General features: G+C 41.4%; 1 protein-coding gene. It reads left to right on the top strand.

The genetic code is table 11. The annotated features are described in order from the left end of the window. Positions 1–228: 228 nt before the first annotated feature. Positions 229–16620 (top strand): non-ribosomal peptide synthetase/type I polyketide synthase, encoded by a 16392-nt coding sequence (locus tag DL897_RS11490; RefSeq protein WP_168188772.1) that lies wholly within the window; start codon positions 229–231, stop codon positions 16618–16620. The last annotated feature ends 1 nt before the right edge of the window (position 16621 follow it).

Raw genomic sequence — 16621 nt, 5'->3', positions numbered from 1 at the left:
AATCAAATATTTAATATGACAATAACTGGGTTTTCCTAGAATGGGAGCGAATCACTTTTGCATAGGATCGACTTATTCTTAAAAGATTAGGAGTATTTTATAGATAAGCTTAAAGAGGTTCACTGGATCGATTAAGCTCTAATAGATAAGTGAGCGGACTTGTAACAAGCTATAAATTATTTGATTTATTGGTATTTTATAGTAATGTTTGGAAAAGGGGATTTTCCTATGGGTAATTCGAAAAATCAATTTGATAATAAACATAAACAAGTCAATCATGATCATGACCAAAAAGGTTTACAGCAATTAGTCCTGATGGAGTTAGCAGAGCTACTTAAAGTGCCTGCTACTGAGATCGATCCGAAAATTCGTTTTAGGGATTATGGAGTTGATTCGTTAATTGCTGGGGAATTGTTGGCCCGTTTAGGTGATCGACTGGGGAGAAAACTTCCAGCAACCCTTCCTTGGCAGTGTCCAACTGTTGACTCTCTCGTCCGTCGATTAATGATTGATTTAAATAAAGAGAATATAGAGTTACCGAACCAATCATTTTCCAAAAGTCCAAACCATACCATAAATGAAGATATAGCCATTGTTGGGATAGCTTGTCGTTTTCCGGGAGATGTGAACTCGCCAAGCCAATTTTGGGAATTACTTTGTGATGAGGTAGATACCATTACCGAAGTGCCACCTGAACGTTGGGATATTGATCAATATTATGATACTGATATTCATTCTCCTGGTAAGATGACGACACGTTGGGGTGGTTTTTTACGTTCAATTGAACGTTTTGATCCGCATTTTTTTGGTATTTCGCCACGAGAAGCCATTGAAATGGACCCACAACAGCGTCTATCACTGGAATTAGCTTGGGAAGCGTTTGAGGATGCAGGAATTCAGCCTTCTTCGCTTGCTCAATCTATGACAGGTGTGTTTATGGGGGCAATGTGGAATGAATATGCACGAAAAGGCAGAAGTGATACAACAGGAATTGTTCAGCATACTGCGACTGGACAAGATACAAGTATTATATCTGCTCGTATTTCTTATGTTTTTGGACTAGAAGGTCCGAGTATGACTGTGAATACTGCATGCTCTTCATCCCTAATCTCTGTACATTTGGCTTGTCAAAGTATTCAATCAGGTGAATCAGAGATGGCGATTGCCGGTGGAGTTAATCTGATTTTATCTCCACATAGTACTGTCGCAATGACTAAGTTTGGAGCGATGTCACCAGACGGTAGGTGTAGAGCTTTTGATAGCCGAGCAAATGGTTATGTTCGTGGAGAAGGAGCTGGAGTTGTCCTCTTAAAGCCATTATCTCGTGCTCTTAAAGATGGCGATCGTATTTATGCTCTTATTCGCGGACATGCTGCGAATAATGATGGATTTAGTAATGGTTTAACTGCACCTAACCCTTATGCACAACAATCTGTGATTCGTGCTGCATGTGAGAGTGCAGGGATTGCACCTGCTACAGTTCAATATGTTGAAACACATGGACCTGGTACGATTTTAGGTGATCCAATAGAGGCAGAGTCACTAGGAGCTATATATGGTATAGGACGATCTGAAGATGAACCACTTTTAATTGGTTCAGTAAAAACTAACTTTGGGCATCTAGAATCTGCTGCAGGAATTGCGGGTTTGATTAAAGCAGTATTGTGTCTTAGTCATGGATCAATCCCTAAGACTTTGCATTATGAAAATCCGAATCCACATATTGACTTTGAAGAATTAAATATCAAAGTTGTTGATCAAAGAATAAGTTGGCCTAGTGGCGATTCACCCCGTCGAGCTGGAATTAGTAGCTTTGGTTTTGGCGGAACCAATTGTCATGTCATTGTTGAAGAGCCTCCAGGTAGTTCAATGCGCATGATGGCAATTTCTGGAAAAAATCAGCAGGAATTGCGTAAACGAATGGCTAGCTTATTGCCGATTTTATCGGATGTAAAAGGGGATCAAGAGCTAGAGAATGTTTGCATGGAAGCGATGAATGAAAATATTGAAGGGATGGCACGTTTTGTAGCACTAGGAAAATCATCCTCCTCTTTATTTCATCAGTTGGCTTCAGGAATTAGTGAATATCGAAATGACCGAGACTTAGTTAGCGAACCACCTGTATATGGATTTGTATTTCCTGGTCATGGTGGTCAATGGTTAGGTATGGGGCGAAGCCTTTTAAACTGTGATTCAGCTTTTCGTAAAGAAATAGAGAAGTGTGAGAAAGTATTTCGAGAAGAAGCAGGTATTTCTATTCTGGAAGAACTTTGTGCTACACAAGAAAGCAGTAATCTCCATGAAGCAGACGTGGTTCAACCTGTTCTTTTTTCGATTCAAGTCTCGATCGCTGCCCTTTTACGGACTTGGGGGATAAAGCCGGATGTAGTAATAGGTCATAGTATGGGAGAAGTAGCAGCAGCTTATGTAGCTGAAAAATTAACTCTCTCAGATGCAGCACGAATCATTGTTTCTCGGAGTCGGTTAGCTAAGACTGTTGCTGGCCAAGGTGGAGTCATTGTAGTAAATACACAAAGCGACGAAGCCGAACGTATTCTTAGAGAAAGAACAGAATTAGAAAATTCGCTAGAAATTGGAGGATATAATAGCCCGTTCACTACCATTTTATCAGGTGATAATGAAGCACTAGCTCAAGCCACAGAAGTATTTAAATCATTGGGAATTAGAGTGGGTAGAGTAAACATTGCTTACGCTTCACATAGTCAGCAAATGGAGCCATTGGTAGAGCCGCTTCGCCAAAAGGTATCAGGTGTTAAGCCGGTTTATAGTTCAATTCGTATGATATCGACTGTAACAGGAGCCCAGTTAGATGGTCCAGAGTTAGACGCCGATTATTGGGCACGTAATTTACGTCAACCGGTCCAATTTATGCAAGCAGTAAGATTTGCGGAAAATAGATCGAGAAGACCAATCATTTGGATTGAGTTAAGCCCACACCCCGTTTTAAGAAAAGCATTGGAGCAAATTGCTGAGATTGACAATAAAAATACGATGATTTTATCGACATTTTGGCGAGAAACCAATGAAAAAGAATCATTATTGGAATTAGCTAAAGAGCTTTACCTTCAAGGAGCCTGTTTGCATAGTCATTCTCTTTATCCTCTTGCTGAGGCTAGTAAGCAGCTTCCTGCTTTGAATGATAAAGTGTATGTTTTAACTCTTTCAGGGCATAGCTCAGAAGCATTACGTGAGCGAGTTGAACAGTTAATTCAGGTACTTCGTTCTATTCCGGAAATGAAGTTGGGAGATTTATGCTTTCAATTGAATGCGAAGCGGGCTCATCATGCTCATCGTCTTGCGATGACTGTCTCCTCATGTTCAGAGGCGATAGAAAAGCTGTCTTTATACCTACAAGGCTCTGAAGAGGAAGTTTATACAGCCATCTGTCAGAACAAAGAAACACAAAAGAAATTAGCCTTTTTATTTACGGGTCAAGGTTCTCAATATGTAGGAATGGGAAAAAGCCTTTATGAAAAAGAACCGGTTTTTAAGGAGGCATTGGATCAGTGTGATGCACTATTTCAACCATTATTAAAAGAATCAATCTATAAGATAATATGGGGTGAAGGAAAAGAAGATATTAACCAAACAAAATATACACAAGCAGCATTATTCTCGATCGAGTATGCCTTAGCTGCCTTATGGCGTTCATGGGGGATTGAGCCAGATATTGTTGCTGGTCATAGTATAGGAGAAATATCTGCAGCCTGTATTGCAGGGGTTTTTAATCTTTATGATGCTGTTAAATTAGTAGCAGCTCGTGGCTCCTTCATGCAAAATTTACCTGACCAAGGCTCGATGTTAGCTGTACGAGCTGATGAAGATATGGTATTAGCTGCTCTTCAAGGATATGAAGATCGTGTATCTATCGCTGCAATAAATAGTCCTGGGCAGGTTGTTATTTCAGGAGAAAGTAAAGCGGTGGATGAATTAAAGGAACAGTTAGAAGCAGATAGATTGGAAGTCAAGAAACTGGTGGTTTCACATGCTTTCCATTCACCAATGATGGACCCGATGTTATCAGAGTTTGAACAAATTGCGAATACGATTCAGTATCATGAGCCCAGTATTCCTTTTGTTAGTAGTGTATCAGGACAATTCGTAACGACGGAAATAATGGAGCCTTCTTATTGGGTTCAACAAGTTCGACAACCGGTTCGTTTTGTTGATTGTGTTCGAACAATGGATGAAGCCAATATCAATTACTATATAGAAATAGGTCCTCACCCTGTTCTTTTAAGCTCGGTTGATTCTACACTTCAAGATGATAAGAAATATGAGCTATACCCTTCGATGAGAAAAAATCGTAATGCTCAGTCCACTTTTAGTGAAAGCATCGCTAGAATGTACGTACAGGGTTGGCAGATTCATTGGGAAGAAGATCATGATATACATAATTGGATAGATCTTCCGACTTATCCATTTCAGCGCCAACGCTATTGGCTTGATCACGATATAGAAAGTGACCAGAAGGTATCCATTGAAGTAAGTCATTCTCTGTTTGATCGAATTATGGATTTAGCAGGTAGAGGCTTTATTTTTGAAACCCATTTACATCAACCATCACAGCAGTATGTAAAGGAACATATTGTGTTTGGTAAATCGGTGGTTCCGGCTGCTTTTCTAATCAATCTGGTAAGAGCAGCAATTCAATATAAATTTTTTGATTATGATTGGACACTTAGTGAGTTTATCATTAGGCGCCCCGTGTTTATAGATGAACAATCACCTTGCTTTATTCAATTACATCTGGAAAAACACGACCAAGATGATCAGTATCATCTATCAATCTATGCTTCTTATTCGACAGAAGAACCACGTGATTGGACTTTGTATGTGAGTGGAACTCTTTGGTTACAACAAGGAATATCGCCTGAGTTCGAGCTCGATTTACCACAAGTTTGCGATGATTTTATAAAGAAAATGGATCAAGAGGATCTCTATGAGCATTTTATGGATGCAGGACTAGAATATGGGGAGTCATTCCGAACAATTCAGGAAATTCACTTATCTGATCAAGAAGCACTTGCTCAATTACAAATCCACTCACAGTTTAAAGAGATGGACATGATGGAGATTCATCCCACTTTACTTGATGCTGGATTACAAGTTCTGTTGGCCGATCGAGTTTCATCTTCTCATGTATATTTACCTTTTGAAATAAACGACTTTACCTTCTATCAACCGCATTTTAAACAACTTTGGGTTTATGCGAAGTGGAATAATCGAAATAGTGAACAAGCGTTGGTAGGAGAGATCCTCTTTTTAAATGAGAAAGGTCAAGTCATCGCTAAAGCGGGCCAAATTAGTTTAAATCGTATCGAGCGAACAGCATTTGCCAACTATCATAATGACTCATTGCAGAATTCCACCTACTTTATAGAGTGGGAACCGATCCATATTCAACGTAAATCGATACCACCTTCTAATACATGGGTTGTCATTGCAGAAGATGAAGAGATATGTAACGATTTTGCTAGTCAAGTATGTGCCTTCGATGAAGATTGTATAAAGGTAAGGGTTACCGAAACATATCAGCGTTTAGGGCAGGATAGCTTTTTAGTTCGATATGGGAATTCTAATGATATCAGGCAACTTCTAGACGAATTGGCAGCTGAGAATAAGAAATCAATATATATCGCTGTGCTGGATTCTGTGAAGAAAAAACAGCATGAACCAGTTGCACAGGTCCACACTCAATTACAATGGGCGACGGCTATTATGCAAGGTGTGATTGGAAGTAATTCAAATCTAGAAAAAAGACTCCTTTGGGTGACAAACGGGGCGGTCGCAACCACTGAATATGAATCCGTTTATAGTGAACAGTATGCTGTTTGGGGATTAGTTCGTTGCTTCATGTTAGAGCATCCTGAGCTACAGGTAAAGCTCATTGATTTAGAAAAACAAGTTCTGTACACCAACTCGTTATATGAACAACTGATGATGATTGCAAGGGATGAAACATCCATTGAGCACCAGCTCGTTATTCGTGACCAACAAGTACTAGCGGCAAGACTACAGCGCGGTACAAAGATAGATGAAAAGAAGCTTACTATTCCGCAAACGGAAGCCTATCAGCTTGTGATTAAAGAACGAGGTGAAATCGACAAATTAGAATTTGTAACGACTCAATGGGAAGAAGTGGGACCCAATGAAGTAGAAATCGAAGTTGAAGCTGCAGGTCTTAACTTTCGAGATGTACTTGACTCATTGGGAATGTATCCAGGAGATGCAGGAGCATTAGGCAGAGAATGTGTTGGAATCATTACATCTGTAGGGCAGAATATACAGGATCTGCAAGTTGGAGACCGTGTGATGGCACTAACAGGTGGTTGTTTCGGAAGAATTGTCAAGTCCGATGTTCGTTATGTCGTGAAATGTCCAAAGCATTTAACCCCTGTCGATGCCGCAACGATTCCGATGCCCTTCTTAACTGCATACTATGCTTTATATGAGTTAGCAAACTTACAGCCAGATGAAATTGTTTTGATCCATGCTGCTGCAGGTGGTGTAGGAATGGCAGCAGTACAGCTTGCACAATTGCGTGGGGCGAAAGTATATGCTACAGCAAGTAAAGAAAAGCATGATCTTGTACGAACCATGGGAGTCGAAGATGTTTTTGATTCTCGAACGGTTGATTTTGCTCGTCAAATCCGTGAGCGTATGGGTGATAAAGGAGTTCATGTTGTTTTAAATTCCCTTGCGGGTGTTTATATCGATGAGAGTTTGTCCTTGCTTCAAGAAGGTGGACGATTTATTGAGCTAGGAAAAACAGACCTTCGCGATCCAAAAAAGATTGCGATCCAATATCCAGAGGTAACATATACTCATTTTGATCTCTTAGAAGTGGAAGCCGATGTAATTCAGCGGATGTTTAATGATTTAAGTCATAGGTTTGAAAATAAGGAACTAAGTCCATTAACTTCAACAACCTTTGCTTTAACTCATGCAAAACAAGCATTTCGCTTTATGGCTCAAGCAAAACATAGAGGGAAAATCGTATTAGTTCCACCACAAAAGAAAGATGCTTTTGCAAATCTCTCTACTGGTACGGTATTAATTACAGGTGGATTAGGTGCTCTGGGTTTACATGTGGCTCATTGGCTGGTAGAGGAAAAGGGTGCACAAACCTTAGTGTTAGTGGGTCGTTCTAAACCTTCGAAGCAAGCGCTGGCTCAGATTGCTTCGCTTGAAGAAAAAGGTGCAAAGATTCATATCCTACAAGCTGATATCAGTGATCCTGTACAAATGGACTCCATTTTTGAAGAGTTAGTTGGACTTCCTGCCTTGATGGGTGTGATTCACGCCGCGGGTGTGGTGGATGATGGGGTCATTAAAAATATGAACCCTGCTAATTTTCACGAATCTTTGAAGGCGAAAGTAGCTGGAGCTTGGCTATTACATCAAAAAACCAAGTCGGAATCCCTTAACTTTTTTGTTCTCTTTTCTTCCGTTACTTCTATGTTGGGGTCTGCTGGACAAGGATTGTATGCAGCAACGAATGCTTATCTGGATGCATTGGCTCAAACTCGAAGGGCACAAGGACTTCCGGCGACAAGTATCAATTGGGGACCTTGGGCGGAAATTGGAATGGCAGCAGGCCTAAAAGATAGTGATGTAGACCGATGGATACGTCGGGGGATTGGCTTTGTAGAGCCTGCGTTTGGGCTATCCCTATTGGATCATGCAGTACAAACTGGTAAACCAAGGGTAGGAGCATTTGCCCTCGATATGGATCAGGTGTCCCAAAGTAGCGAATATAGCATGTTATTCCATAAATTAGTACGAAAAAGTGAAAAATCATCTATTACACGTAAGAAGAGTACTCTTTTAGAGCAAATCAAAGTGCAATCATCTGAAGAAGCTGAATTAGTGGTTCAAAATGAAGTTCGACGATTAGTAGCAAAGATATTGGCCTATTCCGAAGTAGAAGATGTAGATGTCTCAAAACCATTTAAAGAATTGGGATTAGATTCTCTCATGGCAGTAGAGTTACGTAATGCTATTTCTAAATGGATTGAAGAAAAACTGCCTACATCAATTGTTTTTGACTATCCAACAGTGCAAGAGATTGCTCAATATTTGTACTCGAAATATCTGACAGTCCAAGAAAAAAAGAAAAAGAAGAGTGCTCCCGTCCGCAAGTCTCTATCTATGCAAGAGCCGATAGCCATCGTTGGCATGGGCTGTCGCTTTCCTGGAGGAGTTTCCACTCCAGAAGAACTTTGGCGACTACTGCTGGAAGGTAAAGATGCGGTTACAGAAGTTCCTCATTCACGTTGGGATATCGATCATTTTTATGATAAGGATCGGAATAAACCTGGAACGATGTATACACGCTGGGGTGGATTTTTAGAAGGAATTGATCAGTTTGAACCGGAGTTTTTTGGAATCTCACCTCGTGAAGCTATAAGTATGGACCCACAACATCGACTCCTTCTGGAGACAGGATGGGAAGCTTTAGAAGATGCTGGTTATTCCCCAGAGATGTTGCGCGAAAGCCTAACAGGTGTATATGTGGGACTCTGTTCGAACGATTATATTGAACGAGCTCTTTACTCTGGTGATCCAACGGCAATTGATGCATATGCAGGTACAGGTACCGCTCATAGTATTGCAGCTGGACGTATTTCTTATTGGCTAGGACTACATGGTCCTAGTATGGCAATCGATACAGCATGTTCTTCATCTCTTGTATCAGTTCATCTAGCTATGCAAGCACTTCGTATGGGTGAATGTCATATGGCATTAGCAGGGGGAGCTAATGTACTACTAAGCCCTGAAGGAACGATTTATTTTAGTCGAATGCAAGCTATGTCACCTACCGGTCGCTGTCGGCCTTTTGATGCGGCGGCTGATGGTTATGTACGGAGTGAGGGATGTGGTTTATTAGTATTAAAACGATTGTCCGATGCAAAACGTGACGGTGATCGGATTTATGCTGTGTTAAGAGGTAGTTCAGTATACCAAGATGGACGAAGTAATGGACTTACCGCTCCAAATGGCTTAGCTCAAGAAGCAACTATTTTACGTGCTTTAGAGGAATCTGGAGTTCAAACTGCGGATGTATCTTATGTTGAAGCGCACGGTACGGGAACACCTTTGGGAGATCCGATTGAAATTAATGCTCTTCATTCGGTATTTAGAAAGAATAATGAATCTCCATTACCTCTAATGGTAGGATCTGTTAAATCCAATTTAGGTCATACAGAAGGTGCTGCAGGAATTGCCGGATTAATTAAAACGGTGCTAGCTTTGCATCATGGAATAATCCCAAAAACCATTCACTTTGAGCAGCCGAATCCTAATGTGGACTGGAGTGAATTAGACGTTCACATTGTTAAAGAGAATATGGAATGGCCAGAAGGTAATAAGCGACGAGTAGCTGGTGTAAGTGCTTTTGGCTTTAGTGGGACCAACGCACATGTGATTGTGGAACAAGCGACCGAATCACCAGAAAGGATGACTAATTGGCCTCGACCGTTTATTCTGCCTTTATCAGCACAATCACTAACCGTACTCCGTCGATCAGCCCGGGATTATAGTGAACTGATAGCGAATATGACAAATGATGGGGCAGTTGCTGATCTATGTTACACAGCGGCTATCAAACGATCACAAAATGATTTTCGTTGGGCAGCTGTAGGGGCCACACGTGACGATTTATGTCAATCTCTTCAAGCCTTTGCTAAGGCCAAAAGTGATGGTGGGATTGTACCACAGAAGCGACTAACTAAGCCTAAGATCACTTTTGTTTTCCCTGGTCAAGGCTCACAGTGGGAAGGAATGGGGCGTGAGCTATTTAACACAGAGCCCGTTTTTCGCCAAACATTGGAAAGATGTGACCAACTAATTAGAGAATGTACTGGCTTTTCGATTCTAGCTGTATTGGGAATTCGTGGAGAAACTGAACGGATACTAACAGATGTTGATGTGGTTCAACCTACCCTTTTTGCAATCAATGTATCGTTATCGGCTCTATGGGAATCGTGGGGAGTTCGTCCTGATGTTGTCGTTGGACATAGCCAAGGCGAGATTGCAGCTGCTTATATCTGTGGAGCGTTATCGCTTGAAGATGCAGTACGGATAGTTTGCGTGCGGAGCCGTTTATTGCGGGCAGTACTAGGCAAGGGAGCAATGGCACTGATCGAACTTCCGCATACAGAAGTGGAAGAAATGATCAAACAACGTGCTGTTGATATCTCTATAGCTGCAGTGAATGGTCCTAGTACTACCGTCGTTTCAGGAGATAAATTAGCCATTGAGCAATTAATAGAAGATTTAACACAAATGACTGTCTTCTGCCGTTTGATTAAGGTGGATGTGGCTTCACATAGCTCTCAAGTCGATTCGATCCTAGATGAACTTTTACTAGAATTACAAGGAATCCATACAAAAAAAGCCCGGGTTCCGATATTTTCTACTGTAACTGGTCTAGAAAGTATGGGGGAAGAACTAGGAGCTGAATATTGGATACGAAATCTTCGGGAGCCGGTTTGTTTTGCACAGGTTATCAATAAGATAGCTAGCCAACAAGAACATATATTTATCGAGATTAGTCCACATCCTGTACTCTTAAACGCAATTCGTGCCACACTTGCCGCTTCGGAAAGAGAAGGGGTGGTTGTTCACAGTTTAAGGCGTGAGGAATCGGAACAACTATCACTTATTCAGTCCTATGGCCTAGTTTATACAGCGGGTCTAATGTCTTGGGATAGCTTCTTCCAAGTGAAGCGTAAACATGTGTCTTTACCAAGCTATCCATTTGAACGAAGACGTTATTGGTTAGAGAACCAAGGAGATCCACATAAACATAAAGTTAGGAAATCAACTTCTGACGTAGAATCAACACAGTGGCTTGCTTCACTAGAAGAGTCTTCTCTGATTACGGATAAAGAAAGAAGGTTGATTCAGCAAATCTTAAACAGGGTTGAGGCTGAAAGAAAACGAAAAGATGATGAATTTGCTTCTAAGCAAGTAACCTATGGCATGAAGTGGCGTATATATGAGCCACTTGTACAGATTGAAAGGGATGATAGTCAGCAAGGTTTGTGGTTAGTTATTGCTCCAAATGAAGCGATTGGAAATCCAATGATAACAGCATTGACTGCAAATAAGAAGCAAGCTGAACTTCTTTGCTATGACGAGAGAGAGATTAAGGTAAATTCTGAAGTATGGATGCCTCTGTATCAACGTATTATCCATTTATCTGACAATTTAGCTGGGGTGATCTTCATCCCTCCACGGGAAAGTGTTTTTTATCAGGTTAAAGATCTGTCTGATATTTCTGTTGCTCTTTCCCATGGATTCGTGGTATTAGGACAAGCTTTAACTGGAAGAGAAAATCAAGCGAAACTGTGGATTGTTACCTCAGAAGCGAGTGGTTTTGAAGGAGAATCCACGATTGCAGGACTAAGTCAGTCGCCGCTTTGGGGACTTGGTGTTGGATTTTCTTTGGAACAGCCTAATGCTTGGGGAGGGATGATTAACTGCAATGTCACCGATTGGGATACAGCCTGTCAGAAAATTTCTTGTCTCATTTTGAGTGAAAAGCGAGAAGATCGTCTGCTCTTACGTGACAATAAGTGGTATGTTCCAAGGCTTGTACCTCTTATGGACGAGAAAAATGAGACATTTGCGGTTACAAAGCAGGGAACAGTTCTGATCGTGGGAGGTCTTGGTGCTTTAGGGTTGCATGTGGTACGACACTTAAGCAAGCGTGGAGTTCGTAGTTTTGTTCTTACGAGTCGCCGTGCTACTATCCCATCTCATATCGAATCAGAATGGGCTAAGTTGAAAGAGAAGGGGATTCAGATCCTTGTACTTCAGGCTGATGTAGCATGTGAGGAAGATATGCATCGAGTGATGAATGTGATTCATACAGACTGCCCACCATTGATTGGTGTTGTTCATGCAGCAGGAGTGTATGAGGAGATTCCTTTTGGTTCCTTGGATCAAGAACAGCTTGCAACGGCTTTCTCTGCCAAGGTGAAAGGGTCTTGGCTGCTACACAAGCTAACCCAAGATCAAAAACTTGATTTCTTTATTTGCTTCTCATCTGCTTCTGCTGTCTGGGGAACGATTGGAGCATCCCATTATGCTTCTGCAAATGCATTTTTAGATGCGTTGGCCTCTTTCCGTCGCGGACAAGGACTGCCTTGTACGTCGATTCGGTACGGGGCATGGGATGGAGGGGGGATGGCTTTTGGAGATCGGTTGAAATCATTTAAAGAAAGCGGTATGTATCCCCTTAATCCTGAGGTTGCTTTAGAAGCCTTTGAAAAAGCACTTTTAATGCCTGATCAAGATCCCATTGTTGTACAGATGGATTGGGCACGTTTCTATGAAATATATACAGCTCGTCGCCATCGACCTTTACTTGAAGAGTGGATGAATCAGGAACAGACGAGCTTGGATGTAAAAGAAACACAGCCTGTGATCATGGACTTAAAATCATCAGAGCAAATCGCTGAATTTGTGGAGGCAACTGTACATCAGCAAATTCGAAAGGTTCTACGGTTGCCACAAGATGTGGTTTTATCTCCAGATGATAAGCTTTTTTCTTGGGGATTTGATTCCATTATGGCTTTCCAACTGGCTAATAGCTTGCGTTCAGAACTAGATGTCTCCATCTCAGTTCAAGAGATTTTCCAAAATGCTAGTGCAAAGGCACTCACAGAGTATTTGCTCCCTCAATTGCAAGAGAGTGAGCCACTACCTATAGCAAGTGTAGAAAGCACAGTGATGAATTACCCTCTTTCTTCTGGACAAAAGCGGTTGTGGTGGTTAGATCAAATATTATCTCAACCTGAGCTTTATAATGTGCGTGTGCGTTTAAATATGATTGGAGAATTAGATATTGATTGTTTGGAAAAGGCCATTCAGAGATTGATGGCACAGCATGAACTACTTCGCGCTAAATTCCCAGACACGAATGGTGAACCCATCACAGTGATTCATGAGGTTCCAGATCAAGTTTTATCTTATGTAGATTTAAGTAGTAATGTAGATCAACAACAATTAGACGCTGAGATTGAAGCACACTTCAATCACACATTCGACCTTGCTCATGATGATTTGGTTCGCTTTAAATTGATTCGTTTATCAGAGACACAGCATCTCCTTCTTTATGTACAACACCATATTTGTACAGATGGGTGGTCACTAAGACTCATCTTTGAGCAGTTAGCTACAGAATATAGTTCGATAAAAAATGGATCACTTTCGCCTATCCTGGCTCCAGCTTATCGATTCGCTGATGTAGTACAGTGGGAAAATGAATTTGTTCAGTCAAAAAAATGGACAGAACATCTAGCATTCTGGGAAAACACATTAAAAGATTTGCCAGAATTGCGTTTGCTCAATGAACGATCCGAGCCTGCTAAACCAACACAAAACGGAAGAACCATCAAATTTAGGTTAACTAAGAAGCTGATGGAACAATTACGTCAAGTAGCAGCACAAAATGATGCTACTCTGTATCAAGTTTTGTTTACCGCATTTGCTGTTCTACTTTATCGATATAGCGGGCAAGAAGACTTTGGGATTGGTGTCTATAGGGCAAGTCGAACGAGACCTGAGGTTCAGGATCTGGTTGGGTTTATGGTAAATACGGAAGTCTGGCGAGTGGATGTATCCGAAAAGCCAACCTTTGAAACGCTTTTAGCTAGAGTACGCAATTTTGCTCAAATGGCTTCTTTTCACCAAGATGTACCTTTTGAACATGTTGTCAATGCAGTGGCTCCTTCCGACTCGGGTACCCGTAGGCCCCTTTTTAGAGTGGGAATTGCGATGCCTCTTGGACTACCAGAGCTTGATGTTCCAGATATGAATTGGGCACTTGAAACAGAGACAATGGAAGCAGGTAGTTCATCACTAGCACGATTTGATCTTTGGCTCTCGTTGATGGAACAAGATGAATACCTCAAAGGAGAATTTCAGTTCCGAACAGATCTATTTGAGGAAGATCAGTCTAAACAGATGGTCGAGCACTTTGTGCAACTGCTTTCTAGTATTGCCGTAGAACCGAATGTATTTGTAGGGCAGATCCCAATGTTGACACAAGTGGAACAAGAAAAAATAGCTTCTTGGAGCCGAAATGAACAAATTTATCAAAAAGAGAAGTCGATTGTAAAGAGAATCAGAGAACAAGCATTGATTACACCTGATCGCATTGCAGTTCAATCAGAGAAGGTTGATCTGACGTATGCACAGTTAGATTCCCATTCTGATGTACTAGCACGTTACTTGATTAGTATAGGTGTTCGCCACGGTGATTTGGTAGGGGTATGTGTAGAGCGATCTGCAAATACAGTAGTAGCTCTTTTGGGAGTCATGAAAGCCGGAGCAGCATATGTTCCGATTGATCCTGAGTATCCTCGTGAGCGTATCCGTTATATGTTAGATGATGCAAGAGTAAAAGTGCTAGTAACAGAGGAAAAAGTGGGACTTTCTGTCACAGACTCCATTTCCCGTGTGTTGTTAGACCGGGATGCAATAAAGATTTCTCAAGCTCCTGAAATCAGATTGAACCCTATTGCTCCAGATGATTTGGCTTATGTCATTTATACATCTGGCTCAACTGGAAAGCCCAAAGGAGTTTGTATATCACATGGTGCACTGACCAATGCTTTAGAAGCTTTTAAGAGTGAATTTCATTTCTGCAAGGAAGATGTATTGCTTGCTGTGACTTCCATTAGCTTTGACATTTCTGTCCTTGAAATGTTTGTTCCGCTACTTTGCGGAGCTAAGATTTCTATGGTGACGCGTGATCAAGTACTAGATGGCCAGATGATCCAATCTTTAATCGATCAGCATAAGATTACAATTATGCAAGCGACGCCGTCTGTTTGGCGTATTCTCCTTGAATCAGGGTGGGAGCCAAAGCCACATTTACGAATATTGTGCGGTGGTGAGGCGATGTCTCTTGACCTAGCGAAACGACTAGCTCTACCTGGTGTTGAGTGTTGGAATGTATATGGACCAACAGAAACAACGATTTGGTCCACAGTTTGGAAAGTGGATACCAATCCAAGTTACGTAAGTATTGGACGTCCGATTGCCAATACCAGCTTATATATCCTAGATAAAAACCTTCAGCCAGTTCCGGTCGGGGTTATCGGGGAGTTATATATTGGTGGTGATAGTGTAGCTGAAGGGTATTGGCAGAAGCCAGAGTTAACAGCGGAACGTTTCTTAGCGAATCCATATTCAGCTAAGGATGGCCAAAAAATGTATCGAACAGGTGACTTGGTACGCTGGCGAGAAGATGGAATGGTAGAGTATATCGGTCGGATTGATCAACAAGTCAAAGTAAATGGGCACCGTATTGAAATCGGTGAAATCGAAGCAGCTATCCGAAGTCATCCAGCAGTATCTGAGACGGTTATTCGTATTCAAAAGCAAACGGTTGGTCATCTCCAGACAGATCATATGGTAGCATTTGTTGAGCCATACCAAGATCATGGAGGAAACCAGTCAGATCCGCTAGAGCAAGTTGACTTGTGGCGGTCCGTGTGGAATGTCCAGTATAACAAGGAAGTAGAAAAGGTAGATCCGCGTTTTAACACGACCGGTTGGCTTAGTAGCTATACGAAGCAGCCGATTGAACCAGAGCAGATGCGAGAATGGCTAGATGAGACAACATCTAAGATATTAGCATTACGCCCGCGCAAGGTGTTAGAAATCGGATGTGGAACAGGCTTAATTCTCTATCAGATCTATAACCATGTAGAGAAATATGTAGGAATGGATTTATCCAGTATGGCACTGGAGCAAATTCGATTCGAACTGAAAGACGATCCTTCGGCTTCACATGTCCAGCTAATAGAAGGAGCTGCTCACCAGCTAGCTGATCGGGTAGGTAATGATTCATTTGATATGATTATTTTCAATTCTGTAATTCAGTACTTCCCAGATGCCGATTATTTGGAAAAGGTTTTACAACAAGCATGGCAAAAGTTAAGTCCACAAGGTCATATCTTTATTGGTGATGTGCGTAGCTTAGGACTTCTTAAGATGTTTCATAGCAGTGTAGCTTTGGAGCAGGTTCCAGAGGAATGGAACACAACGATGCTTGTTAAGTATATTGAGAGCAAGATGCAAGAAGAACGTGAGCTGATTCTAGATCCGAAATATTTCCATGCTTGGGTCGATGAACTACAGTTAGAGTCAACTGTTGAGGTGACACCTAAATTGGGGAGTTTCTCCAATGAATTAACCTGCTATCGGTATGATGTTGTCTTACACAAAGGGATACTACCAGAATGGACGATTGAGCGATATATCAACTGGGAAGAAGAGGGTTGGAATTTAGATCACTTGTGTGAATGGTTGGATAATGAAAAGCTAACCTCTCTAGTCGTGGAACAAATTCCGAATGCTCGACTAGAAAAAGATCGAAAGTTATTAGAGGAACTTCATAATAATCTCACTGTTGCTAAGTTGAAAGAGAAAATCAATTCATATCTACCAAAGGGGATCAAGCCGAAAGCGTTAGTAGAGATAGGTCAAAAATATGGCTATAAGGTTTTATTTGATTGGTCTGATCATGATTCACATGGTTGTTTTGATGTAGCATTCGTGAGAGAGAGGGGGTAAA

It is taken from the genome of Thermoflavimicrobium daqui (assembly GCF_003313465.1).
Classification (GTDB): Bacteria; Bacillota; Bacilli; order Thermoactinomycetales; family Thermoactinomycetaceae; genus Thermoflavimicrobium; species Thermoflavimicrobium daqui.
Note: the sequence above shows the minus strand (reverse complement) of the source record. Positions and strands in the feature narration are given on the sequence as shown.